The following is a 2,624-nucleotide window of genomic DNA, read 5'->3' as shown; positions in this document are numbered from 1 at the left end:
GATTTGAGCTTGTCCAAAGCAATATATAACGAGGAACACTCCTTGTTTGGACAGTTTTTTGAAAACTTCGGCGAGCATCCTGCATTTATTGTCCTATTTATCGCGGGCAGCATTCTCTTTAGTACGGCTAGGCATGAGAATCCTAATGCTGTATTCAGAGCTTAAGGCGTCTAAACATAGGTGTAATGAGAAACATAATAGAGGAGGGTTTTAAATGAAAATTGATATTCAAGCGCTTATTGACCAAATGACTTTGGAAGAAAAAGCAGGTATGTGTTCGGGGCTCGATTTCTGGCATCTAAAGGGTGTTGAACGACTTCATATTCCTTCTATAATGGTAACGGATGGGCCTCATGGGCTGCGTAAGCAAAAAGGTTCTTCTGACCATGTAGGTATTTTTGATAGCGTTCCTGCTACCTGTTTTCCATCAGCGGCAGGGCTTGCCGGCTCTTGGGACCGTGAATTGGTTGGAAAGGTAGGCGTGGCTCTTGGCGAGGAATGCCAAGCAGAGGATGTGGCTGTTTTACTTGGGCCAGGCGCGAACATCAAGCGGACGCCGCTATGCGGACGGAACTTTGAATACTTTTCTGAAGATCCTTTCCTATCCTCGGAAATGGCGGCAAGCCATATTCAAGGGGTACAAAGCCAAGGTATTGGCACCTCACTCAAGCATTTTGCACTCAACAATCAAGAACACCGCCGGATGTCAGTCGATGCGGTTGTCGACGAGCGGACAATGCGCGAAATATATTTGGCAAGCTTTGAGGGTGCGGTGAAAAAAGGTAAACCATGGACGGTCATGAGCGCCTACAACAAAGTAAACGGAACGTATGCTTCGGAAAACGAATTTTTGTTAACGGATATTTTGAAGGAAGAATGGGGCCATGAAGGTTTTGTTGTCTCCGACTGGGGTGCGGTAGATGAGCGAGTAGATGCGCTTGCAGCGGGGCTTGAGCTAGAAATGCCTTCCAGCAACGGCAGTGGCGACAAAAAAATAATAGAGGCCGTGCAAAGCGGCAAGCTATCCGTCGAATTGCTCGATCAAGCTGTTGCAAGACTTCTTCGAATTATCTTCATGAGTGTTGATCAGAAAAAAGAGAACGCGTCTTACAATGTGGGAGAGCATCATCAGCTAGCTCGCACGGTTGCTAGTGAATGTATGGTGCTTTTGAAAAATGAAAAACAGCTGCTGCCGCTTAGCAAAGGAAAAAAAGTGGCGGTCATTGGCGCATTCGCTCAAAAACCTAGGTTTCAAGGCGGCGGCAGCTCGCATATCGTGCCGACTGCGCTCGATAATCCGCTGCAGGAAATGAAGCAGTTGGCTGGAGACTCGTCATTCATTGTTTATGCTGAGGGTTACTCGCTAGATAACGATAATAGTGATGATGCACTCGTGGAAGAAGCGAAGAAGGCCGCTAGCGAAGCCGATGTGGCCGTTGTATTTGCAGGTCTTCCCGACCGTTATGAATCTGAGGGGTACGATAGAAAACATCTAAATATGCCGGGTAATCAGAATCAATTGATTAAGGCTGTAGCGAGTGTGCAAAGCAACGTCGTTGTTGTCCTTATGAATGGTTCGGCTATCGAGATGCCTTGGGCTGATGAGGTGGGAGCCATTTTGGAGGCATACTTAGGGGGGCAAGCGGTTGGTGGTGCGATTGCTGATCTGCTGTTCGGAGAAGCGAATCCATCCGGCAAGCTGGCAGAGACATTTCCTGCTAAGCTAAGCGACAATCCATCATTTCTATTTTATCCAGGCGAGGCAGATCATGCGGAATATCGGGAAGGCATTTTTGTCGGATATCGCTACTATGATTCGAAGAGCGTTAAGCCGATGTTCCCGTTTGGGCATGGTCTGAGCTATACAACATTCGAGTACACAAACTTGTTGATAGACAGCAAGGAAATAAATGATACGGAAACGGTAAGCGTTCACGTCACGGTTAAGAACACAGGAACACGCACCGGCAAAGAAATCGTTCAGCTGTACGTTCAAGATGTCGTGAGCACCGTGATTCGGCCGGAGAAAGAGCTGAAAGGATTTGCCAAGGTGGAGCTGCAGCCTGGAGAGCAAAAGAAGATAACGTTTACGCTGGATAAACGATCTTTCGCTTATTACAATGTTGCTCTAAAAGACTGGCATGTCGAGAGCGGAGACTTTGCTGTTCTTATTGGGCGTTCATCGGAGGATATTGTCCTAGGCGAGACACTGCGCGTTCAATCCACTGTCCCTCTGAAAGTTGTGTATCATCGCAATAGCCTTCTCGGTGACTTAATAAGCGATACGGAGAAGGGTCCAATCGTGCAAGGCATTATGCAGCAGGTTCAAGCAGGAATGGGAATCTTGATGTCTGAGGATAACGAAATGGCAGACATGATGGCCGCGATGATGAAATTTATGCCTCTTCGCAGCTTGGTGTCCTTCAGCCAAGGGGCGTTCACAGACGAAATGCTAAACGGCTTGCTTCACCAATTAAACCATTCATAGTAGGAGCAAAATAGATTTTACAAAAGGACCGTCCTTCCACGTGAGGCCACTGAAGAACTTAAGGTTTTTGTGAGCCCCCAAAGCGATAAGCAAAAATGCGACACCTTCTCCTGATATTCCGGAGAAGGTGTCGCAT

1 protein-coding gene is annotated in these 2,624 nt (G+C 47.3%); it reads left to right on the top strand.

The annotated features are described in order from the left end of the window. Nucleotides 1–214 precede the first annotated feature (214 nt). Nucleotides 215–2,488: a glycoside hydrolase family 3 C-terminal domain-containing protein gene (locus AC1DSE_RS34025; protein ID WP_477512420.1), complete on the top strand. Its 2,274-nt coding sequence runs from the start codon at nt 215–217 to the stop codon at nt 2,486–2,488. Nucleotides 2,489–2,624 lie beyond the last annotated feature (136 nt).

This window comes from Paenibacillus sp. 01L418, from assembly GCF_056400045.1.
The sequence above is the reverse complement of the archived record's forward strand: the minus strand, read 5'-3'. Positions and strand labels throughout refer to the sequence as shown.

Bases quoted from the DNA above. Each gene is read 5' to 3' on its own strand.
- AC1DSE_RS34025 (WP_477512420.1), top strand. From the start codon at position 215: ATGAAAATTGATATTCAAGCGCTTATTGACCAAATGACTTTGGAAGAA.